A 21,285-nucleotide genomic window follows, 5' to 3' on the forward strand; every position below is an offset into this window, starting at 1 on the left:
AACGGCGAGGGGAACCCGCTCAGCCGCCCGCGACCATGCTGACGAACAGCCCGTGCACGCGCGCGTCCCCCGTGATCTCGGGGTGGAAGGCGGTGGCGAGCAGCGACCCCTGCCGTGCTGCGACAATCCTACCGGCGGCCGCCACAGGACGGCCTTGCGTATCCACAGCCGGGATGCGGGACAGCACCTCGACCTCGGGCCCGGCCTCCTCGATCCAGGGGGCGCGGATGAACGCGGTACGCACCGGGCCGCCGTCGCCGACGTCGGAGATCCCCGCGAAGTCGAGGTCGGTCTCGAACGAGTCGACCTGCCGCCCGAACGCGTTGCGCCGGACGACGACGTCCATGCCGCCGACGGTCTGCTGGTCGGCGGTCCCGTCCAGGATCCGGTCGGCGAGCAGGATCATCCCCGCGCACGAGCCGTACACCGGCAGACCCTCCTTGATGCGAGCCTGCAGCAGGTCGCGGAGCTCGAAGATGCGCAGCAGCTTGTCGATCGTCGTCGACTCGCCGCCGGGCAGCACGAGCCCGTCGACCGCCGCCAGCTCCCCCGGCCGACGCACGGTCACGCCGTGCGCCCCCGCGGACTCGAGGGCGGCCAGGTGCTCGCGGACGTCACCCTGCAGGGCCAGGACGCCGATGGTCGGGTTGCTCACAACCGTCCATCTTACGGCGGTGGCCGACCGACCTGGGACGTCACCGGCTGTGCCCCCGCAGGGGAAACAGCGGCAGACGAGCGGCCCATGACCTGTTGGCCCGCTGCTCTACGACATCAGATCAGCCCACTCGGCCGGGAATCCCATGTCGGCGAGACTGACCACCCCGTCCGCAGGGAAGTCGGAGAGCAGGCGCACCAGCTCGGCCTTCCAGTCGCCGTCCATCGAGACCTTCTCCATCAGGAAGCACAGCACCATCAGCGCCGGGTAGAACCGGGCACGATCGCGGTGCTCAAGCCCGGCGAGATGCTTGAGCCCCTTGATCCCCTGCAGCGCCGACACACGCACGGTGTCCGTGAAGTGCCGGTTCCAGAGCCGCGCGTGGTGCGCGCACGTGTTCCGGGCGATGTTCAAGGTTCTGAGCCAGTTGGCGAGGACCGCCCCGTCGCCGGCGCCCGTCCGGTCGACGACGTCGAGCCGGCGGGCGATCTCGTCACGGTCGCGCCGCTTGAGCCGCTGGAAGAGCACCGAGAGCGCGCCGAAGTCCACGACCTCCAGAGCTGCCCAGATCGGCAGGTCGCCTCCGTACTTCCGGCCGTAGTGCGCCACGTACTCCTCGGACGACCGGGCTTGGTGTGCGCGAAGCTTGTGCACCCAGCTCGCGTGCCGCGACGGCCGGCCCTGACCGGACGTGGAGAAGCGCGTCTCGAGGTGCCCGGGATCGAGGTGTGCGAACGGTCCGCGACGGCCCAGGACATCGGTCACCTTCACCCGGATCGCCACCTCGATCCGCTCGATGGCGTCCATCGTCAGAAGCTTGAGCCGACGATCGAACTCGTACACCCGCAGCACCTGGTTCAGGTCCGTGCCCGGGCCTACGTCGGCAGTGCGCACAGGGCGGCCGTGGAGGGACGAAGCGGCCTGGTCGATGACACGGTAGGGATACCAGTAGCCGCTGAGGCGGTGATAGCCGATCTGGCCCAGCGCGAACACGCAGGACGCGTCGTCGAGCCGCATGCCGCGTCGTCTCAGCAGGGCTTCCTGCTGCAGGATCGACAGGTGCGGCTTCAGGTACCGGGACATGGCGCTTCCTCGAGATTGCGGCCGGTTGAGGCTTGGGCAGTCGCAGGGACGTCGAAGGTCCCGCTCACTGGCTTCTCGAGGATAGGAGTGCTTCCGCAAATCCTCTAGGCGAAAGCGTGATGGCCGAGGACGGAGACACATGAAGACCGGCCCGTGATCGCTGGGCGATCAGAGGGACCGGTCGTGTTACTTCAATTCTACGGGGAGCTCCGGCGTGACGCAACGGACGCACCGCGGCTCGGCGGGCTCAGTCGTCGTGCTGCTCACCCAGGTGGCGGACCTCGCCGTCCCAGCCGGCCACCAGGTGGTCGATGACCTCCGGCAGCTCCGGCGGGAACACCTCCAGCGGCTGCGCCCGCAGCTCCGCCGCCGTCAGCCAGGCCATCTCGTCGAGCAGCTCGCGCTCGGCGTCGGTCCAGCCGTCGGCGGTGACCTCGATGGCGTCCGGGATGCGGGCGAGGTAGAAGACCTCGTACTGCCGGCACGTCTCGGCGAAGAAGTCGAAGATGCCCGTCCGCGTGAGCACGGGCCCCACCAGTGCTCCGTCAGGGAGGTCGATGCCCACCTCCTCGCGGGTCTCGCGCTGTGCAGCCTGGACCGGCGTCTCCCCCGCGTCGATGCCGCCGCCCACCGTGAACCACCAGGACCGTTCCGGCTGGTTGACGTCGTGCCCGCGCATGACGAGCACCTGGCCGGTGTCGTCCATGAGCAGGACGCGCGCCGCCGAGCGCTCGCGGACGCCGTCCGGCCCAGGCACCCAGTCGTCCCCGAGGGACGTGGTGCCGGGCCCGACGGCCGACGGCGCGACGGCCGTCGGCGCGACTACTGACGGCCCAGGCGCTGACGGCGCGGCAGGCCGGTGCTGGTCGGAGGTCTCCGGCGGGTGACCCGTCATGCGGTGTGCTCCTCGTGCTGAGCGTCTGAGTGCTGGCGATTCGGGGGGCCGGACGTCCCCTGCGGACGGTCCGGTGCCCACAACGTACCGTCCGCGACCCGCCCGGCGTCCGCCCTGCCACGCTCGTCGGCCCGGCGCCGTCACGGCAGGCTGCCCGCGGGTGCCGCCGCGCGGCGCAGAGGAGGTACTCACCGGCGCGGCTTCACCCGCCCGGTCGGCGCCGCGGTCAGCGGGTCCTCCGGCCACGGATGCCGTGGGTACCGGGCACGGAGGTCGGCCCGGACCTGGGGGTAGCCCTGCTTCCAGAAGGAGGCGAGGTCGCTCGTGATCGCAGCCGGGCGTCCCGCGGGCGACAGCAGGTGCAGGACGACCGGGACGCGGCCGTCCGCGACGGCCGGAGTGGCGGTCCAGCCGAACACCTCCTGCAGCTTCACCGCGAGGACCGGCGGCTCGACGCCGTCGTACGCGAGCCGGACCTGCGAGCCCGACGGGACCCGGAGCCGTTCCGGTGCGAGCTCGTCGAACCGGGCCGCCGCGGGCCAGGGCAGCAGTCGCCGGAGCGCCGACGCGACGTCGATGCGGTCGAGATCGCGCGACCCGCGCACCGCGGCGAGCTCGGTGCCCAGCCATCCGTCGAGACCGGCCAGCAGCGCGTCGTCGTCGACCGCGGGCCACGGGGCGCCGAGGTGGGCGTGGCAGAACGCCAGCCGCTCGCGCAGGGCGAGCGCGGCCTCCGACCAGCGCAGCACGGACAGGCCGCTGCGCCGGATGCCGTCGCGGACCGCCACCTGGACCAGCAGCGGGTCGGGCTTCGCCAGCGGGACGTCGCCCAGCACGATCGCGCCGAGCGTCTCGACGCGTCGCGTCACGATCCGGCCGTCGTCCCAGCGGATCTGGTCGGTGGTCGAGACGAGGTGGCCCGCGACGTCGCGGGCGGTCTGCTCATCGATCGGCACCGCGGACCGGATCCTCGCGTCGGCGCGACCGGGCGCCCGGTCGGCGACCGCGATCGCCAGCCAGGTCGTGGACCGCAGCGGCGACTGCGGGTCCAGTGCGGCACCCGTACCACCTGACATCTGGTAAGTCGCCGAGCCGGATCCCCGGACCCGCGCGATCCGCTCCGGGTACGCCAGCCCCACCACGATCCCCATCGCGAGATCGTCCGGTACCCCGCGCGTCGCCGGGCCGGCCGCACCGCCGCCGGTCGTCGCACCGCCGCCGGTCGCCGTGCCCCGGCCGAGGCGCTTCGCCTCCTCCCGCCAGCGGGCCGTGGCTCCCCGGTCCTCGCCACGGCGCAGGGCTCGCCAACGGGCCGGCAGGTCGTCGCCGAGGCCGCGTCCGGAGTCGTCCGAGAGCAGCGCGACGACCTCGCGTGCCCGGTCGGCGCCGACCCGCGGCGTCCCGTCGAGCAACGCACGAGCCAGGCGAGGGTGCGCGCCGATCGCCGCCATCCGCCGGCCCCGATCGGTGATCCGGCCGTCGTCGTCCACGGCGCCGACACGGCGCAGCAGCTCGGTGGCCGCGGTCATCGCCGGCGTGGGCGGCGCGTCGAGCAGGGTCAGACCGGCGCCGCCGGGTGCGCCCCACGCGGCGAGGTCCAGGGCGAAGGAGGCCAGGTCGGCGATCGCGATCTCCGGCGCCGGATGGTCGTCGAGCCGCGCGTGGTCGGTGGCGGACCAGCACCGGTAGACCCGCCCGGGCGCCTCGCGCCCGGCGCGGCCCGCCCGCTGGTCGGCCGACGACCGCGAGACCCGGCAGGTGACCAGCGCACCGAGGCCACGGGACTGGTCGGTCCGCGGCTCCCGGGCCAGACCCGAGTCGACCACGACCCTGACCCCGGGCACGGTCAGCGAGCTCTCCGCGACCGACGTCGTGACCACGATCCGGCGCGTGGCGGACGGCGCCAGCGCGCGGTCCTGCTCGGCCCGGGACTGGCGGCCGAACAACGGCAGCACGTTCTCGCCGGCCAGCCGGCGCGTCACGCCGTTGATCTCGGCCTCCCCCGGGACGAACACGAGCACGTCGCCCTCGTTCTCGGTCAGCGCGCGCCGGACGACGGCCGCGACGTGGTCCAGCAGGCGCGGGTCGACCCGTCCACCGGGCAGCAGCGGCGCGGGGACCGGCGGCGGGCTCCACTCGACCGCCACGTCGAACAGCGCGGCGGACGCGGTGACCACCGGCGCCGGGTCGTCCGTGCCCAGCGCGCGGCTCAGCCGGACCGTGTCCGCCGTGGCCGAGGTCGCGACGATCGCCAGGTCCTCCCGAAGGTTGGCCCGGACGTCGACGCAGAGCGCGAGCAGCAGGTCGGCGTCGAGGTGCCGCTCGTGGCACTCGTCGATCACGATCGCGGCGACCCCCGGTAGCTCCGGGTCCCGCTGCAGACGCCGCACGAGGAGCCCCGTCGTCACGACCTCGACCCGCAGTCCGTCGCCGCCGCTGCGCTCACCGCGCATCGCGTAGCCGATCCGCCGCCCGAGCGGTTCGCCGACGAGCGTCGCCAGCCGGGCCGCCGCCGCGCGGGTCGCCATCCTGCGTGGCTCGGCGACGACGACCGTGCCCCCGAGCGCGTCGGCCAGCGCGAGCGGCAGCAGCGAGGTCTTCCCCGATCCGGGCGGCGCGACCAGCACCGCGGTTCCGCGCGACCGCACGGCGTCGACCGTCGCGGGCAGGACCGCCCGGACGGGCAGGTCCGCCCCCGGCGTCGACAGATCAGGCAGCAGCACGCCCCGACCGTAACCGACGGACCGCCTGCAACAATGCGTTCTCGTGAACCATCGGCTGGACCTCGGGTCCCGGAAGTTCTGGCGGCTGGTCGGCAGGCCCGTCGACCTCGCCGGCGAACACTCCTGGCTGCGCGCCCCGGTGAGTCGTTCCTCCACCGTCGGGGACGGCTGGCTCGCCGCCGAGGCCGCGCACCACGGCGGCACGGTCGACGACGACGTGACCACCGATCCTTCGACCGGCCCGGCATCCCGTCCCGCACCCGGCCTGCTCCCGGCGATGACGGTGCTCGACGGTCCCGGGTTCGACGCCTCCCGGCTGGATCCACGGATCCGCGACTTCTACGAGCACACCGCCGCCTGGCACATGGACGTGTGGAGCGGATGGTCACCGCTCTTCTGGCCGGCCGGCGAGCTGATCGCGCGGCTGTTCGCCCGCCGGATCGAGCAGCTCTCCCTCCCGATGCGCCCGCTCGACGTCGCGCACGGGATGGACAGCCGGGTCCGCGTGATCCGCGACCGGGACGGCGCGCAGGTGGGCGCCGCGTGGCTGCGGACGCTCCGGCCGTCGGGCCGCTACGTGTTCAGCGGCTGCTACTCGGCACGTCGGCTCCCCGGCAGCGCGCAGCCGAGCGTCCACGTCGCGTTCCCGCTCGAGTCCGGCAACGTCCAGGTGTTCCTGCGCCCGGCCGTCAGCGCCGAGGGCGGGCTCGTCCTGGAGTCGCCCCCGGGACGCTTCGGACAGGACGGCGCGTACGTCGTCGTGCACGACGGCGGACGGGACTTCGCCGCGCGCGTCCCGCTGCACGAGACCTTCCGCCTGTACACCGACCCGTACGGTGTGCTCCGCACCGACCACGAGCTGCGGATGTGGAGCACCTGGATGATGCGCCTGCACTACAAGATGGACCGCGAGAAGACGGGGCGCGCCCGATGATGCACACCTTCCACCTCGCCGAGCTGCCGGCCGCCGTGACGGCACGCGCGCTGCTGCGAGCGCCGTCGGGCACCACCACGCCCGGGCTGGACCACGCCGAGTGCCTCGCCCTCATGCGCCTGGGGGCGCCCACCGTCTCCCCGGACCGGCTGCAGCTGCGGCGGATCGCGGTCTTCGCGCAGTGGCGCGACGAGGACGCCCTGGACCGCTTCCTGTCCGACGACGCACTCGGCCGGCACCTGGCGACCGGCTGGCACGTGCGGATGGAGTACCTGCGCCGCTGGTCCCGGCTGGCGGCCCTGCCCGGCCTGCCCGCCCGGACCGGCGGCTGGGACCAGGACGAACCCGTGGTCGCGGTGACCGTCGCGCGGATGCGGCTGCCCGAGGTGCCCCGGTTCCTGCGGGTGGGCAAGCCCGTCGAACGTCAGGTGCGCGACCACCCCGGCACCACGCTCGCCCTCGCCGCCTTCCGGCCGCCGCGCACCATCTCCACGTTCTCCGTGTGGCGCACCGTGCGCGAGATGGAGTCGATGGTGCACGGCCGCTCCGACCCCGCGGACCGACGGCACGTGGACGCCATGGTCGAACGGCGGCGCCGTGACTTCCACCACGAGTTCGCGACGTTCCGCTTCCGGCCGCTCGCGGAGCACGGCAGCTGGGAGGGTCGGACCGGGATCGTCCCGGTGGGCTGATCCGGCCCTGGATCGTCCTCGGGCGCCACCGATCCGATCAGGCGGCGGCGACCCGCGGCAGCAACGTCTCGGTGAACTGCCAGATCAGGGACGAGTCGTGCGTGTGGAAGGCCGCCCCCGAGTAGTAGGTGCGGTTGCGGCCCTGGAGCGTGGCGAGCCGGCGGTAGAAGCCCGCGCGGACGGCGGCGGCCGGCACCGTCAGCTCGAACGGGGTGTGGCTGGCGAAGGTGGCGAAGTCGGGGCGCGTGGTCGGTACGGTGCCGGCCTCGTGCAGGCGGCGGACGCTCGCCCGGATCTCGGCCTGCACCGCCTGGTCCGACAGTGCGACGGGGCTGCCGAACTTGACGTTGTGCAGACCGGGAAGGCCGGTCGGTGAGATGACGTAGACGCCCGGGAGCTGGGGCACGTTGTACGGGGTGTCCAGGCCGATGTTGCGCACCGACACGTTGTCGGGGATGCCGGAGTCGCGCAGCACCCCCGTGTAGTAGGCGCTGTGGCGGAACTGGCCGAAGAGCTGGCGCTCCAGGCCGTCGAGGTCGAACCCGTCCAGGTTGCCGAGCAGGGGCGGGATCGTCACCAGGACCTTCCGAGCACGGATGGTCCGGCGTCCGGCGGGCGTGTCGACGCGGACCGAGGCGTACCGCCCTCCGTCACACTCGGTGGAGACGACCCGGCTGTGCAACAGGACGTCGTCGCCCAGCTCGGCGAGCGCCTTCTCGTAGAGCTCGCTGTTGTTCCGGCGCTCGGTGCTGAGGAAGCCGGTCTGGAGGTTGCGCAGGATGTCCGAGCCGAAGTTCTTCATCACGTACAGGGTCGGCTGGCGCAGCAGGTCTCCGAGGCCCTGGCCGAACTGGACGACCGTCGGCACCACCTCGTCGAGGCCGTACCGGCGCACGAAGTCGCCGAACGGCAGGAGCAGGTCCGCCGGCACCGGGTCGGGCAGCTCGAAGCCGTGCTCCAGGTACGGGAACCTGGCGAGCTGCTCGCCGTACAGGGCCAGGGCAGCGGCGGGGTTCGGCGGCGCATAGCCCTGGACCTCGCGGCCCGTGCGGTAGTCGGCGTAGACGGTCTCCCCGCCGCCGAACGACGCCTTCCGCAGCGGGATGTCGAAGCGCTCGAACCACTGCCGCACCAGCGGCTGGTCGTGCCAGACGACGACGCCGATGTCGAGGGTGCTGCCCGTGGCGGGATCGGTGTACGTCTGCGTGTGCCCGCCGAGCCGCCCGTCGCGTTCGACCACGACGACGCTCTGCCCCAGCTCCCGGAGCCGGATCGCCGCGTACGTCCCGGCCGCGCCGCCACCGATCACGGCGACGTCGCGCACGATGTCGCGGGGGCCGCCCGGTTCCGAGCCGGCCACGGGGCTCGTCGCCACGGACCCGAGCGCCACCGCCCCGGCGCCCGTCCCGATCAGTCTCAGCATCTCTTTACGGCTCAGGTTCATGGCGAGTTCCTCTCGGAGGGCAGCGCGGCATCGCGGCAGGTGCGAGCTCGTAGATCTTCGTCACATCGGGGGTACCTATTTGTCCCAAACGTCCGGTGCACCATAGCAACGGGTGGTCGTGCCGCACAGGGCGACAGTTATCCTTCGGCGGTGCCAACGAAAGCGGGGATCGACCCGGACGAGCTCGCCACCACCCTGCGGGTGCTGGGCCAGCTCCATGACCTCGAGCCCGACCATCCCGACGTCCAGACGGTCAAACGGGCGACCGGTTACATGTGGAAGCTGCTCAAGAAGTCCCGCAAGGCCGCGGTCCGCGAGGAGATCCAGGCGCACGACCGGAGCATCATCGAGCGGACGGCGACCGGTTCGGCGGCGCGGATCGACGACGAGACCGCGGGCATCCCGCTGGTCTCCTCCGTGCCGGGGGCGTTCGCCGGGGAGCTGCGCACCGCCCGCGGCTGCTACATCTGCAAGACGGACTACGTGCTGGTCGACTCCTTCTACCACTGGCTGTGCCCGGACTGTGCCGCGAAGAGCCACGCGCGGCGCGACCAGCGCACGGACCTGACCGGCCGCCGCGCCCTGCTCACCGGGGGCCGGGCGAAGATCGGCATGTACATCGCGCTGCGCCTGCTGCGCGACGGCGCCCACCTCACCATCACCACCCGCTTCCCGAAGGACGCGGTGCGCCGCTTCTCGGCGATGCCCGACGCCGCCGACTGGCTGCACCGGCTCAAGGTCGTCGGGATCGACCTGCGCGACCCTACCCAGGTGATCGCCCTGGCCGACGACGTCGCCGCGGCGGGACCGCTCGACATCCTGGTCAACAACGCCTGCCAGACGGTCCGCCGGTCCCCGGGGGCCTACTCGCAGCTCGTCACGGGCGAGTCGGCGCCGGTCGCCCCGCTTCCCCACGGGCTCCAGCCGCCGGAGATGGTCACGTTCGACCGCGTCTCGGAGGCGCACCCCGCAGCGATCGCGGGGGCGCTGGCCGCCCTGTCGGTCGCCCACCACGAGGGCGAGTCGGAGCGCGACGCCGTCGCGACGCACACCGCGGCGTCCCTGACGGCGCTGGCGCTCCGGGCGGGCTCGGCCTCCCTGGACGCCCACCTGGCCGGCACGGCGGTCGACGCCGGCGGGCTGCTCCCCGACGTGCAGAAGAACAACTCGTGGACCCAGGTCGTGGACGAGGTCGACCCGCTGGAGCTCCTGGAGGTCCAGCTCTGCAACGCGATCGCGCCGTTCCTGCTCATCTCACGGCTGCGGCCCGCGATGCGGGCCGCGACGGCCACGTCGCGACGCGGGTACGTCGTCAACGTCTCGGCGATGGAGGGGCAGTTCTCCCGCCGGTACAAGGGCGCGGGGCACCCGCACACCAACATGGCCAAGGCCGCCCTGAACATGTTGACCCGGACCTCGGCCGGGGAGATGTTCGAGAAGGACCGCGTCCTGATGACCGCGGTGGACACCGGGTGGATCACGGACGAGCGCCCGCACCAGGAGAAGCTGCGGATCGCGGCCGAGGGCTGGCACGCGCCCCTCGACCTGGTGGACGGCGCCGCCCGCGTCTACGACCCGATCGTCCAGGGCGAGGCCGGGACCGACCTGTACGGCTGCTTCCTCAAGGACTACGAGCCGTCGCCCTGGTAGGGACGTAGCCACAGCAACGCGCCGGGGAGCCATGGCTCCCCGGCGCGATCACAGCGCGAGTGCGACGTCGACCGCCTGCTCGGCGGGACAGGAGTGGTCGGGAACGACCCCGACGCCCTCCCAGTTGGTGCCGGTGACGGCGTGCACCGACCGCGCGATCGGCACGTGGAGCTGCAGGTTGGGGGTGAGGTCGAACGCCTCCCGGGGATGGGCCCCGCCCACCGTCGTCTCCCCCACGACGACCGCACGGCCGAGGGCCTGCAGGTCGTAGGCGAGCTCCTCACCGCCGCTGAACGTGCGGCTGCTGGTGAGGACGACCACCGGGACGTCGGGCAGCCTCGGGGCTACGTCCGGCGTGGTGAACGACGGTTCGACGGCGCCGTCACGGTGGACGAGGTCCAGGAGGTGCACCGGCTCGTCGCCGAGCAGGTGGCTCACCAGCAGGGCGACGGACTCGGGCACGCCGCCCACGCACCCGCGCAGGTCGACCACGAGACGGCCCACGCCCTGCAGCAGCGTGAACGCCGCCGACGCGCCCGGGCGGACGTACTCCGGCGGCAGGATCAGCGGGCCGATCGTCAGCAGGCCCACGTTGCCGTCGAGGCGGCGCACCTCGCTGATGGCGGGGCCGTGCTCCCGGGCCAGCGCGGCGAAGTAGGCGCGCACCTCCTCCTCGTCCTGCTCGGGAGGCACGCCCTCCGGGTAGTGCCGGACCCGCAGGTGCCGGTCGCCGTTGACCGACTGCAGCACGGTGGTGGCAGCCTCGGCGAACGTCGGCTCGTCGACCGCATCGACGGTGAGCTCGTCGAGCGCGTCTGCGACGCTCCGTGCCACGTCGGGAAAGACGTAGTGGGTTCTCACGAGGTCCTGGACCTGGGCGATCAGCATGCGCGGAGTCAACCGAACGGCCTGACGAGGCGTCAACGGGTTTGCGAGGCGGCCCCGCGGACGGCGGCGTCCTGGAGGAAGAGCGGAGGGGCCCCGCGGACACGAAGTCCGCGGAGCCCCTCCGACGACGGTTCAGCTCACCAGCCGCGCTCGGCCAGCCGGTGCGGCTCCGGGATCTCGTCCACGTTGATGCCGACCATGGCCTCGCCCAGACCGCGGGAGACCTTGGCGATCACGTCGGCGTCGTCGAAGAACGTGGTCGCCTTGACGATGGCCTCGGCGCGCTGCGCCGGGTTGCCCGACTTGAAGATGCCCGAGCCGACGAAGACGCCCTCGGCGCCGAGCTGCATCATCATCGCGGCGTCCGCCGGGGTGGCGATACCGCCCGCGGTGAACAGCACGACGGGCAGCTTGCCGGTGGTCGCGATCTCCTTGACCAGCTCGTACGGCGCCTGCAGCTCCTTGGCGGCCACGTACAGCTCGTCCTCGGGCAGCGACGTGAGGTGGCGGATCTGCTGGCGGATCTGGCGCATGTGCGTGGTCGCGTTCGAGACGTCGCCGGTGCCGGCCTCGCCCTTCGACCGGATCATCGCGGCACCCTCGGTGATGCGGCGCAGCGCCTCGCCCAGGTTGGTCGCACCGCACACGAACGGCACGGTGAAGTTCCACTTCTCGATGTGGTTCGTGTAGTCCGCCGGCGTCAGCACCTCGGACTCGTCGATGTAGTCGACGCCGAGCGACTGCAGCACCTGCGCCTCGACGAAGTGCCCGATGCGCGCCTTCGCCATCACGGGGATCGAGACGGCCTCGATGATGCCGTCGATCATGTCGGGGTCGCTCATGCGCGACACGCCGCCCTGCGCACGGATGTCCGCGGGCACCCGCTCGAGCGCCATGACGGCCACCGCGCCCGCGTCCTCGGCGATCTTCGCCTGGTCGGGCGTGACGACGTCCATGATGACGCCGCCCTTGAGCATCTCGGCCATGCCGCGCTTCACGCGCGCGGTGCCGACCGTGCCCACGGTGTTCTCGCCGGTCACGGATTCAGTCACGGTTACCTCGCATAGTTCTCGCCGGTGGGATCGACGCCGGTCGTTCCGGGCGCGGTCGGCGCCCTGCCTCGATCTTATCGCCCGGTCTGCCGCGTCCCTGCCGCCGCCCGCAGAACGGTCATCTGCCGGACAGCACGGTCACCCGGCGGCCGGCTCCAGCCCGGGCGGCAGGGCGTCGTCGAGCTCGACCGTGCGCGGCATCGGCGCCCGGCCGGCCAGGTGGAACAGCCGTACGTACCAGAGCCTGCGCACCCGCCGGGCCTGCGCCACGGCCTCGTTGTGGAAGCGGCGGGCGAGCGTCACGCGGTACCAGGCGGCCGCCAGGCCCACCACGACCTCGCCCGCCGGGCCTGCCCGCAGGTCCCGCACCGCCTCGGGCGAGCCCAGCGCCTCCCGGAGCGTCGCCGTGAGCCCGGACTCGGCCCGTTCGCGGGCCGAGCCCAGCCCGTCCATCTTCAGCGCGGCGGCGGGCGAGGTGACCGGTCCGGCGTCCGACGCCGTGTACGCGGCGTCGGCCACCAGCACCGAGCTGGCCGGGTCCAGCGCGCCCGACGCCGCCAGCTCCACCGCCGCCGAGGCCCGCCGCACGAGCTGCGCGTCCAGGGCGATGCGTGACGCCGCGACCTTGCGGTGCAGCCGGTCGAGCCGGGAGGCGCCCTGCCAGGCGAACACCAGGCCGACGACGACGGCCGCCAGCGCGACGAGCGCGATCTCCGACCAGGTCACGCGTCACCCCCGACCCGCCGCGGGAACAGCCCCATGAAGCGGCCCACGACGTCGCCGGCGATCGCGTGGTCGGCGTCGAGCGTCATCTCGTACACGGCCAGCACCTGCTCGGTCACGCCGGACCAGTCGAACCGCTGCACCCACTGCGCCGCGTGGGCGCGGTAGGCATCCCTCCGCGCCGGGTCGGCAATCAGGTCCAGCACGGTCGCGGCGAGGTCGGCGGGGTCGCCGGTGCGGAACAGCGCGCCCGCGGCGCCGTCGTCCAGGACGCGCTGGAAGGCACCCAGGTCGCTGGCCACCACGACGGAGCCGGCGCTCATCGCCTCCACGAGCACGATGCCGAAGCTCTCGCCGCCGGTCTGCGGGGCCACGTACAGGTCGGCGGACGCCAGCAGCGCCGCCTTCTCGGCGTCGGACACCGCGCCCAGGAACTCGACGGACGACGCCCGCTCCCCCAGCGCCTCCCGCGTCTCGGCGACGATGCCGTTGCCCCGCCCGGCCACCAGGAACCGCGTGCCGGGCACCCGGTCGAGGATCGTGGGAACCGCCTGCACCAGCACGCTCAGCCCCTTGCGCGGCTCGTCCAGCCGGCCGAGGAAGGCGACGGTCGGCGCGTCGGCCGTGCCCGTCCACTCCGGCCGCCGGGCGCTGCTCGCGAACACCTGCGTGTACACCCCGTTGGGAATCACGACGGCGTCGCCGCCCAGGTGGTCCACGAGGGTGCGCCGCGCGTCCTCCGACACGGCGATCCGGGCGGCGATCTTCTCCAGCGACTGCCGCACCAGCGGGTAGGCGACCTGCAGCGCGCGCGAGCGCACCTGGGAGGTGTGGAAGGTGGCGACCACGGGCTCGGTGGCCTGCCACAGGGCGAGCATCGACAGGGACGGGACCATCGGCTCGTGCAGGTGGACGATGTCGAACGGGCTGCCGTCGATGCCGCCCTCCAGCCAGCGGCGCACCCGGGTGGCGGTCAGCGGCCCGAAGGTGAGCCGCGCGACCGAGCCGTTGTAGGGCACCGGTACGGCCCGGCCGGCGGCGGTGACGACGTCGGGCAGCTCGGTGTCGTCGCTGGAGGGAGCCAGCACCGACACGTGGTGCCCCGCGGCCTGCAGCGCCTCGGCGAGGTCGCGCACGTGGAACTGCACGCCGCCGGGGGCGTCGAACGAGTACGGGCAGACGATGCCGACGCGCAGCGAGCGGTGGCCGCGCCGCCGCGTGCCTCTCATCCGTTCTCCCGCGCGGGGGCGGGATCGGGCCGGGCCTCGTCCTGCGCGGTGGTGTCCCGTCCCTCCGCGACGGACCGCCCCGCCGCCCGCTGCCGGGCCGGGCCCAGGTCGGCGACGAACACGCGCTGCAGCATGTGCCAGTCGTGGGTGTGCTCCACGATCGTCTCCGTGAGCTGGTCGACCCAGCCCTGGGTGAGGATCCGCGCCTGCTCGGCACGTGGCAGCCCGGCGTCGGGCACGGGCAGGGGCGGGTAGAAGTGGATGACGATGCCCCACGGGGTGCCGGCCGCCCGGCGTCGGTCGCCGCGCAGCCGCTCGTAGGTGATCCCCACGGCGTGCACGGGGACGCCCGCCTCCAGGCCCAGGAGGGCCGGGCCGGCGGCCACGCGGGCGCGGTGCCCGGCGAGGTCGACCTCGATGCCGGTCGAGGTCAGGTCACGGTCGCTGAGCAGCGGGATGAGCTTGCTGCCCTCCTTCGCGCCGCGGACCAGGGAACCCAGCACGTCGCCGTTGCCCAGGGCCAGGACCTCGATGCCGAGCGAGCCGCGGAACCGCACGAACTCCTGGAACAGCTCGTCGGGCTTGAGCCGCTCGGCGACGGTGAGCACGCTCGCGAGGTACTGGGAGCCGTACGCGCCGGCCAGGTCCCAGTTGCCGAGGTGGCCCAGCGCGAGCGAGGCAGCGCCGCCGTCGGCGATCACGGGACGCACGTGCTCGTCGTAGCCCTCCACGCGCACGCGCGCCCGCAGCCGTTCGGAGGTGACGCCCTGGAGCGTGAACGCCTCCCGGAAGTACCGCATGTAGCTGCGCATGCCCACGCGGGACAGCCGGCGGACCGCCGCGGCGTCCAGGTCGGGCCGCACGCGCGCGTAGTTGCTCTCCATGCGCCGCACGCTCTTGCCGCGACGCAGCCAGGTGACGTCGGCCACCGCCGTGAACACGGCCCGGAGCACGGGCTCGGGGATCTTCGTGGCGTTACGCCACGCGAACGTGTACAGCCCGGCGATGTCCATCAGGCGCCCTGCCCGGCCAGCGGACCCTCGTGCGGGTCGTCCCTGGTCTCGACGGCGTGCCGGGCGAGCTGCGCCCGCACCGTGGCGATGCGCTGGAACACGGTCACCAGGCTCGCGAGCGCCAGCAGCGTGAGCATGACCTCGGCCACCACGACCGGCAGGCCGACCTGCAGGAACGTGAACGGGAGCAGCGCCAGCAGGAGCCGGTCGGCGCGTTCGGCGATGCCGACCTGCGCGGTGGCCCCCACGCCCTCCGCGCGGGCCCGCGCATACGGGACCACGCTGCCCAGCACCAGGCAGGCGAGCGCGGCGCTCGTGCCCCACAGGCCGTGGTGCTCGTCGGGGTGCAGCACGAACCAGAGCGTGATGCCGGCGAACACCGCGCCGTCGGACACCCGGTCCAGCGTCGAGTCGAGGAACGCGCCCCACGGGCCCGAGCGCCCGGCCAGGCGCGCCATCACCCCGTCGAGCGAGTCGAAGAGGACGAAGAAGCCGATGAGGAGCCCGCCCACGAGCGTGTGCCCGGTCGGCAGGAGTGTCAGGGCCACCGCGGTGACCACGACGGTGCCGGCGATCGTCACGGCGTCCGGCGAGACCCGCAGGGCCAGCAGCAGCCTCGCCAACGGGGTGAACAGCGTGGTCATGAAGGAGCGCAGGCCCCGTAACATCAGTTCTCCTCTCCGCCCCCCGCGGTCTCCCAGGCCTCCGCGAGCCGACGGCGGGTGTCCGCCAGCAGCTCGGGCAACGCCTTGGTCTGGCCCACCACAGGCAGGAAGTTCGCGTCGCCCAGCCAGCGCGGCACCACGTGCTGGTGCAGGTGCGCCGCGATGCCCGCGCCCGCGACCTCGCCCTGGTTGATACCAAGATTGAAGCCTGCGGGCGCGTGGACGGCGCGCGACACGCGCATGGCCTGCTGAGTCATCCGAGCCAGCTCGACCGTCTCGGCGGCGTCGAGGTCCGTGTAGTCCGAGACGTGCCGGTACGGGAGCACCATCATGTGCCCCGAGTTGTACGGGTACAGGTTCAGCACCACGTAGCACCGCTCCCCCCGGGCGACGACGAGGCCCTGCTCGTCGTCGCCCGCCGGGATGCGGCAGAACGGGCACTGCTGGGTGGTCCCGTCGGCCGGCTTGTCCTGCCCGCCGATGTAGACCATGCGGTGCGGCGTCCAGAGCCGCTGCAGGCCGTCGTCGGAGGGACCGAACGCCGTCGGCGACTCGGGGGTGGGCTCGCTGTTCATCCGAGGACGACCTTCCGGCCGGTCAGACCTGCACCCGGTCGCTGACCGCCTTCACGATCCGCTCGATCGCCTCGGCGACCGGCACCCCGTTCTCCTGCGTGCCGTCGCGGAAGCGGAACGACACGGCGCCCGCCTCGACGTCCTCCCCGCCCGCGATGAGCACGAACGGGACCTTCTCCTTGGACGCGTTGCGGATCTTCTTGCCGAACCGGTCGTCGGAGAGGTCGAGCTCGGCGCGGATCCCCTGGGCGCGGAGCTGGGCGACGACGTCCTTGAGGTAGTCGTCGAAGGCGTCGGCCACGGGCACGGCGAGCACCTGGACCGGCGCGAGCCAGGCCGGGAACTGGCCGGCGTAGTGCTCGATGAGCACGCCCATGAACCGCTCGATGGAGCCGAACTTGGCCGAGTGGATCATCACCGGCTGCTGGCGGGTGCCGTCCGCGGCGGTGTACTCCAGCCCGAAGCCCTTGGGCTGGTTGAAGTCGTACTGGACGGTGCCCATCTGCCAGGTGCGGCCGATGGCGTCCTTCGCCTGCACGGAGATCTTGGGGCCGTAGAACGCGGCGCCGCCCGGGTCGGCCACGAGCTCCAGGCCGGTCTCGCGACCCACCCGCTCCAGGATCTCCGTGGCGGCGGCCCAGTCCTCGTCGGATCCCACGAACTTGTCCGGCTTGGAGTCGTCCCGCGTGGACAGCTCCAGGTAGAAGTCGTCCAGGCCGAAGTCGCGCAGCACGCTGAGCATGAAGTCGAGCAGGTGCTTGACCTCGCCCGGCGCCTGCTCGGGCGTCACATACGAGTGCGAGTCGTCCTGCGTCAGGCCGCGCACGCGGGTCAGGCCCTGCACCACGCCGGACTTCTCGTAGCGGTACACCGACCCGAACTCGAACAGGCGCAGCGGCAGCTCCCGGTAGGAGCGCCCGCGCGAGGCGAAGATCAGGTTGTGCATGGGGCAGTTCATGGCCTTGAGCCGGTACTTGGACCCCTCGAGGTCCATCTCCGGGAACATCGTGTCCGCGTAGTACGGCAGGTGGCCCGAGGTGTGGAACAACCCGTCCTTGGTGATGTGCGGGGTGCCGACGTAGGAGAAGCCCTCCTCGATGTGGCGCTGGCGGACGTAGTCCTCCATGACCCGCTTGATCACACCGCCCTTGGGGTGGAACAGCGGCAGGCCCGAACCCACCTCGTCGGAGAAGCTGAACAGGTCCATCTCGGCGCCGATGCGGCGGTGGTCGCGGCGCTCGGCCTCGGCCAGTCGCTCCAGGTACGCCTTGAGCTCGTCCTTGGACGGCCACGCCGTGCCGTAGACGCGCTGGAGCATCGGGTTCTTCTCGCTGCCGCGCCAGTAGGCGGCGGCGTTGCGCATGAGCTGCACGCCGTTGCCGATCAGGCGCGTGTTCGGCAGGTGCGGGCCGCGGCACAGGTCCTTCCAGACCACGGTCTCGCTCTCGCGGCCGGCGCCACGCACGTTGTCGTAGATGGTCAGCTCGCCGCCGCCGACCTCGACGCTCTCGCCGCTCTCGCCGTCGGCCGCGCCGCCCTTGAGGCCGATCAGCTCCAGCTTGTACGGCTCGCCCGCCAGCTCGGCGCGCGCCTCGTCCTCGGTGACGACGCGGCGGCGGAAGGTCTGGCCCTCCTTGATGATGCGCGCCATCGTCTTGTCGAGGGCCTTGAGGTCCTCGGGCGTGAACGGCGTCTCGACGTCGAAGTCGTAGTAGAAGCCGTCCGTGACGGGCGGGCCGATGCCCAGCTTCGCGTCCGGGTTGACCTGCTGCACGGCCTGCGCCAGCACGTGCGCGGCGCTGTGCCGCAGCACGGCGAGGCCGTCGGGCTCGCCGATGGTCACCGGCTCGACCTTGTGGCCGGCCGGGATCTCGCGGTCGAGGTCCCACAGCTCGCCGTCCACGCGCACGACGACCACGTCGCGGCGGTCGCCGTACAGCTCGACGCCGGTGGTCGTCTGCGTGGTCGTCGTCGCCTCCGTGGAGTTCTGCGCCGGGGTCTCGCCACCGGCGAGGTCGGTGGGGCTGGGCGGCGATGCGACGTCGGACACAGGAGTGCTCCTTGGGGAACGGAAGACGAAATGGATCGAGGGGCGCCGTCCACGCGGACGGTGCCCCTCGATCGTACCGATACAGTGCCGGTCCCGTGCCCGCGGTCGCGCCGCGGGCGGACCGGCGGCTCAGCTCTGGCCGAAGTCCTTGGCCTTCTCACCCAGTGCGTCGATCGCGCCGTCGGCCTTGTCCGGCGCGAACTCCTTGAGCTTGTCGGTAGCGGCGTCGACGTTCTCGTCGGTGAGCTGCTCCTTCGCCTTCGCGACGTTGTCCGGGTCGGTCACGAACTCCTTGGCCTTGTCAAAAAGCCCCATGGTTCGACTCCTCTTCGACACAGGCACACCAGGTGCGCCCCCTGCGCACGACGGGGTCCCGCCGGCACCCCGAACCTATGCGGAGACGGCCTCGCGCGCGCGGTAACACGGCCCGACCTGGTATCTCGCAGGGCTGAAAAAGTCGGCGTGCGACGCCGCGGTCTCGTAACGTCAGCCTGTGGAGTACCTGATCGTCGCAGTCGTCGCCGCCATCCTGATCATCGCCGTCACCTCGCTCGCGCCCAAGGCGGGAGTCGCGGCCCCGCTGGTCCTGGTGGTGCTCGGCGCGGGCGTCAGCCTGCTGCCGTGGGTGCCGGCGGTCGAGATACCCCCCGAGGTGATCCTCGGCGGCGTGCTGCCCCCGCTGCTCTACTCCGCCGCGGTCGGGCTGCCGTCGATGGACTTCCGGCGCGACTTCACGGCCATCGGCGGCCTGTCCGTGACGCTCGTGGTGATCAGCTCGGTGCTGCTCGGGCTGCTCTTCCGGTGGCTGATCCCCGGGATCGACCTCGCCACGGCCATCGCGCTGGGCGCCATCGTGAGCCCGACCGACGCCGTCGCGACCTCCATCGTGAAACGGCTCGGGGCGTCCCCGCGCAGCGTCACGATGCTGGAGGGCGAGTCCCTGCTCAACGACGCCTCCGCCCTGGTGCTGCTGCGGTCCGCCATCGCCGCCACCGCGGCCTCGGTCAGCCTGTGGGAGGTCGTGGGCGACTTCGCCTACGCCGCCCTGGTGGCCGTGGCGATCGGCGTGCCCGTCGGCTGGCTCGGCCTGCGGGTGCGCCGCCGGCTGGGCCACGCCGCCCTGAGCACGGCCATGTCGTTCGTGGTCCCGTTCGTCGCCTACCTCCCGGCCGAGGAGCTCGGCGCGTCCGGCCTGGTGGCCGTCGTGGCGGCGGGCCTCGTGACCGGCAACGGCTCGCCGCGCTACCTGCGCCCGCAGGACCGGATCGCGGAACGCTCCAACTGGCACACCGTCGAGCTGCTGCTCGAGGGCGCCGTGTTCCTCATCATGGGCATCGAGCTGTTCGCGCTCATCGAGGACGCGGAGTCCGGGACCGGGTCGGTCTGGCAGGCCGTCGTGGTCGCCGCGATCGCCAGCGTGGCGATCCTCGTGGTGCGCGCCGCGTTCGTGACGCCGCTGATCGGCATCCAGGCCCGCCGGGCGCGGCGGGGCGAGGCCGTGCGCGAGACCCTCACCGCGTTCCAGGACCGGATCGACCAGCGAGCGGCCGCGACCCCGCCCGCGTCCGGCGAGCCGGACCAGGCCACCGGGCGGCGCACGGGCCGGCGCTCGACCGCCGAGCGCCTGGAGCGGATCCAGGGGACGCTACGGCGCCGGACCGCCGACATCGACTACGACCTCGCGCGGCCGCTCGGCTGGCGCGAGGGCACGCTGCTGGTGTGGGCGGGCATGCGTGGCGTGGTGACGCTCGCCGCCGCACAGACGCTCCCCCACGACACCCCGGGGCGGTCGTTCCTCATCCTGGTCGCCTTCGGCGTCGCGTTCGGCACGCTCCTGGTCCAGGGCAGCACCCTGCCCTGGCTGACGCGGCGGCTCGGGCTGGTCGGGCAGGACACGGCGGGCGACCTGCCCGCCCTGCGGCGCGAGACCGAGCAGGCGGCGCGCGACTACCTGGCAGACCCGCACCGCCCGGACGGCACGCCGTACGACTCCGGCGTGGTCGCCCGCGTGCGCAAGGACACCTACCGGGAGCACGAGTCGCAGGACGAGGACGCGGTGCTCACCAAGGACCGCTTCATCCAGTACCGGGAACTACGGCTGGCCACGATCGCGGCCCAGCGCGAGGAGCTGCTCGCCGCGCGCTCGGCCGGCACCTACGACTCGGCGCAGCTCGGCACCGCCCTGGACCTGCTGGACGCCGAGCAGATCGCCGTCGAGATGCGCAAGGGCAAGTTTTCGCTGCGTGAGGAGGACCCGGAGCGCTAGCCTCCGGGCGTGACGGACTACACACCGCTCCACCTGGACTGGCCGGGCTGCCTGAACGCCCGTGACCTGGGCGGACTACCGCTTACGGGCGGCGGCACGATCCGCGAGCGCGTGCTGGTGCGCTCCGAGTGCCCCAGCCACCTGACCGACGTCGGCGTCGCTGCGGCGAGGGCCTACGGGCTGACGCGGGTCATCGACCTGCGCCGGCCGGAGGAGCTCGAGCAGTGGCCGAGCCGGCTGGCCGACGGTGCGACCTACCTGCACCTGCCGGTGCAGGCCCCCGGCGATCCCGAGGAGGGGCCCTGGGTGCACCTCTACCAGGGAATGCTGGACCGGCGCCCGGAGCTGTTCGCGCGCGCCGTGGGGGCCGTCGCGGACGCGCCGGACGGTCCCGTGCTGGTGCACTGCGCCGCCGGGAAGGACCGCACGGGCCTGGTCGTGGCGCTCGCGCTCACGCTCGCCGGGGCCGACGTCGACGCCCTCGCCGACGACTACGAGGTCACCAACGAGCGGCTCGCGCCCCGGTACGTCGAGCGGGCGGCCGAGCCCGGCTACGACCGGCCCGCCGAGCGCCGGGTGCCGCCCACCCGGCACGTCATCCTCGGGGCGCTGGAGCACCTGCGCACGCGGCACGGCGGCGTCGAGGAGTACCTGGCCCGCGGCGGGCTCACCCCGGGGCACGTCCGCGCGCTGCGCACCCGGCTGGTCGGCTGAGCCGGAGGTGCAGCGCAGGATGCGGGCCGAGGAA

At 72.9% G+C, this 21,285-nt stretch carries 19 protein-coding genes; 5 read left to right on the top strand and 14 right to left on the bottom strand.

From position 1 onward, the window contains the following. Positions 1-19: 19 nt before the first annotated feature. From pdxT to hrpB, 4 genes are all read right to left on the bottom strand, one after another. Positions 20-655 (bottom strand): pyridoxal 5'-phosphate synthase glutaminase subunit PdxT, encoded by a 636-nt coding sequence (pdxT, locus tag AB0I29_RS00210; RefSeq protein WP_285102440.1) that lies wholly within the window; start codon positions 653-655, stop codon positions 20-22. A 108-nt stretch (positions 656-763) separates the two neighbouring features. Then, the gene (locus tag AB0I29_RS00215; protein WP_357476611.1) at positions 764-1,672 is read right to left on the bottom strand and encodes an Abi family protein; all 909 of its coding nucleotides are present in this window, start codon (positions 1,670-1,672) and stop codon (positions 764-766) included. A 313-nt stretch (positions 1,673-1,985) separates the two neighbouring features. Beyond that, positions 1,986-2,633, bottom strand: a complete 648-nt coding sequence (locus tag AB0I29_RS00220; protein WP_357476614.1) for an NUDIX domain-containing protein — start codon at positions 2,631-2,633, stop codon at positions 1,986-1,988. Positions 2,634-2,821: 188 nt separating this feature from the next. Then, on the bottom strand, positions 2,822-5,356 hold the full coding sequence (gene hrpB / locus AB0I29_RS00225; protein ID WP_357476617.1) for an ATP-dependent helicase HrpB: 2,535 nt from the start codon (positions 5,354-5,356) through the stop codon (positions 2,822-2,824). Between the two features lie 43 nt (positions 5,357-5,399). On the opposite strand from hrpB, the gene AB0I29_RS00230 reads away from it, so the two are divergent. Next, complete coding sequence (locus AB0I29_RS00230) at positions 5,400-6,290, top strand: hypothetical protein (protein WP_357476620.1); 891 nt, start codon at positions 5,400-5,402, stop codon at positions 6,288-6,290. Further along, positions 6,287-6,982 carry a hypothetical protein gene (locus tag AB0I29_RS00235; RefSeq protein ID WP_357476623.1) on the top strand — a complete coding sequence of 232 codons (696 nt, stop codon included), beginning with the start codon at positions 6,287-6,289 and terminating at the stop codon, positions 6,980-6,982. The genes AB0I29_RS00230 and AB0I29_RS00235 overlap by 4 nt, the downstream gene beginning before the upstream one ends. 37 nt (positions 6,983-7,019) lie before the next feature. On the opposite strand, the gene AB0I29_RS00240 is transcribed toward AB0I29_RS00235, so the two are convergent. Continuing rightward, positions 7,020-8,426, bottom strand: a complete 1,407-nt coding sequence (locus AB0I29_RS00240) for an FAD-dependent oxidoreductase (RefSeq protein ID WP_357476626.1) — start codon at positions 8,424-8,426, stop codon at positions 7,020-7,022. Positions 8,427-8,576: 150 nt separating this feature from the next. Between AB0I29_RS00240 and AB0I29_RS00245 the strand changes: the two genes are divergently transcribed. Further along, the gene (locus tag AB0I29_RS00245) at positions 8,577-10,076 is read left to right on the top strand and encodes an SDR family NAD(P)-dependent oxidoreductase (protein ID WP_285102449.1); all 1,500 of its coding nucleotides are present in this window, start codon (positions 8,577-8,579) and stop codon (positions 10,074-10,076) included. 48 nt (positions 10,077-10,124) lie between these two features. On the opposite strand, the gene AB0I29_RS00250 is transcribed toward AB0I29_RS00245, so the two are convergent. From AB0I29_RS00250 to AB0I29_RS00290, 9 genes are all read right to left on the bottom strand, one after another. Next, positions 10,125-11,000: a S41 family peptidase gene (locus AB0I29_RS00250; RefSeq protein ID WP_350224561.1), complete on the bottom strand. Its 876-nt coding sequence runs from the start codon at positions 10,998-11,000 to the stop codon at positions 10,125-10,127. A gap of 101 nt (positions 11,001-11,101) precedes the next feature. Beyond that, entirely contained in the window at positions 11,102-12,004 is a 903-nt protein-coding gene (gene pdxS / locus AB0I29_RS00255) for a pyridoxal 5'-phosphate synthase lyase subunit PdxS (protein ID WP_199718178.1), read from the bottom strand. A gap of 150 nt (positions 12,005-12,154) precedes the next feature. After that, a complete protein-coding gene (locus AB0I29_RS00260; RefSeq protein WP_285102451.1) occupies positions 12,155-12,742 on the bottom strand; it encodes a hypothetical protein in 588 nt (195 codons plus the stop codon). Then, a complete protein-coding gene (locus AB0I29_RS00265) occupies positions 12,739-13,935 on the bottom strand; it encodes a glycosyltransferase family 4 protein (protein WP_357478080.1) in 1,197 nt (398 codons plus the stop codon). The genes AB0I29_RS00260 and AB0I29_RS00265 overlap by 4 nt, the downstream gene beginning before the upstream one ends. A 29-nt stretch (positions 13,936-13,964) precedes the next feature. Further along, positions 13,965-14,981, bottom strand: coding sequence for a phosphatidylinositol mannoside acyltransferase (locus AB0I29_RS00270; protein ID WP_357476632.1), 1,017 nt, complete (start codon positions 14,979-14,981; stop codon positions 13,965-13,967). Then, on the bottom strand, positions 14,981-15,649 hold the full coding sequence (gene pgsA / locus AB0I29_RS00275) for a phosphatidylinositol phosphate synthase (protein WP_285102453.1): 669 nt from the start codon (positions 15,647-15,649) through the stop codon (positions 14,981-14,983). The genes AB0I29_RS00270 and pgsA overlap by 1 nt, the downstream gene beginning before the upstream one ends. Then, positions 15,649-16,221 carry an HIT domain-containing protein gene (locus AB0I29_RS00280; protein WP_285102455.1) on the bottom strand — a complete coding sequence of 191 codons (573 nt, stop codon included), beginning with the start codon at positions 16,219-16,221 and terminating at the stop codon, positions 15,649-15,651. The genes pgsA and AB0I29_RS00280 overlap by 1 nt, the downstream gene beginning before the upstream one ends. A gap of 22 nt (positions 16,222-16,243) precedes the next feature. After that, entirely contained in the window at positions 16,244-18,271 is a 2,028-nt protein-coding gene (gene thrS / locus AB0I29_RS00285) for a threonine--tRNA ligase (RefSeq protein WP_285102456.1), read from the bottom strand. Positions 18,272-18,400: 129 nt separating this feature from the next. Next, entirely contained in the window at positions 18,401-18,586 is a 186-nt protein-coding gene (locus tag AB0I29_RS00290; RefSeq protein ID WP_285102458.1) for a hypothetical protein, read from the bottom strand. 178 nt (positions 18,587-18,764) lie between these two features. Between AB0I29_RS00290 and AB0I29_RS00295 the strand changes: the two genes are divergently transcribed. Then, entirely contained in the window at positions 18,765-20,537 is a 1,773-nt protein-coding gene (locus tag AB0I29_RS00295) for a sodium:proton antiporter (RefSeq protein WP_357476639.1), read from the top strand. Positions 20,538-20,546: 9 nt separating this feature from the next. Continuing rightward, entirely contained in the window at positions 20,547-21,251 is a 705-nt protein-coding gene (locus tag AB0I29_RS00300; protein ID WP_285102460.1) for a tyrosine-protein phosphatase, read from the top strand. Positions 21,252-21,285 lie beyond the last annotated feature (34 nt).

It is taken from the genome of Promicromonospora sp. NPDC050262, from assembly GCF_040655935.1.
GTDB lineage: Bacteria > Actinomycetota > Actinomycetes > Actinomycetales > Cellulomonadaceae > Promicromonospora.

Coding starts and splice junctions, on each gene's coding strand:
- AB0I29_RS00215 (WP_357476611.1), bottom strand. CDS start 1,672: ATGCGGCTCGACGACGCGTCCTGCGTGTTCGCGCTGGGCCAGATCGGC.
- AB0I29_RS00220 (WP_357476614.1), bottom strand. CDS start 2,633: ATGACGGGTCACCCGCCGGAGACCTCCGACCAGCACCGGCCTGCCGCG.
- AB0I29_RS00235 (WP_357476623.1), top strand. CDS start 6,287: ATGATGCACACCTTCCACCTCGCCGAGCTGCCGGCCGCCGTGACGGCA.
- AB0I29_RS00240 (WP_357476626.1), bottom strand. CDS start 8,426: ATGAACCTGAGCCGTAAAGAGATGCTGAGACTGATCGGGACGGGCGCC.
- AB0I29_RS00270 (WP_357476632.1), bottom strand. CDS start 14,981: ATGGACATCGCCGGGCTGTACACGTTCGCGTGGCGTAACGCCACGAAG.
- pgsA (WP_285102453.1), bottom strand. CDS start 15,649: ATGTTACGGGGCCTGCGCTCCTTCATGACCACGCTGTTCACCCCGTTG.
- AB0I29_RS00280 (WP_285102455.1), bottom strand. CDS start 16,221: ATGAACAGCGAGCCCACCCCCGAGTCGCCGACGGCGTTCGGTCCCTCC.
- AB0I29_RS00290 (WP_285102458.1), bottom strand. CDS start 18,586: ATGGGGCTTTTTGACAAGGCCAAGGAGTTCGTGACCGACCCGGACAAC.